General features: G+C 75.7%; 1 pseudogene. It reads right to left on the reverse strand.

Annotation, left to right across the window (positions count from 1 at the left end):
* Positions 1–387: pseudogene (locus KYY02_RS33785) on the reverse strand (hypothetical protein); the annotation flags it as partial.

The following is a 387-nucleotide window of genomic DNA, read 5'->3' on the forward strand; positions in this document are numbered from 1 at the left end:
GCGACGGCCGCGCCCAGCAGCGGATGATCGGGCGCACCCAGTCCGGCCGCCGTCACATCGCCGATCACGGGCAACGCGTCCAGCCAGTAACGGGCGTGCTGGAAGGCGTAGGTCGGCAGGTCGACCCGTCGGGCGCCGCTGCCGGCGAAGAACGCCTCCCAGTCCACCCGCACGCCGCGTACGTGCAGGCGCCCGGCGGCCATGGTGGCGGCCACCGCCTCCGGCCGGTCTGCGCGCAGCACCGGCACGAAGACCGCCTCGGGGGCCGTCTCCTGGCCCAGCGCGGCCAGCGTGCCGCCGGGACCGACCTCGACGAACGTACCCACACCCTCGCCCGAGAGCGTGCGGATGGCGTCGGCGAAGCGGACGGACTCGCGCACGTGCCGC

The sequence above is a fragment of the Streptomyces pimonensis genome (assembly GCF_041380215.1).
In the GTDB taxonomy this organism is placed as follows: domain Bacteria; phylum Actinomycetota; class Actinomycetes; order Streptomycetales; family Streptomycetaceae; genus Streptomyces; species Streptomyces pimonensis.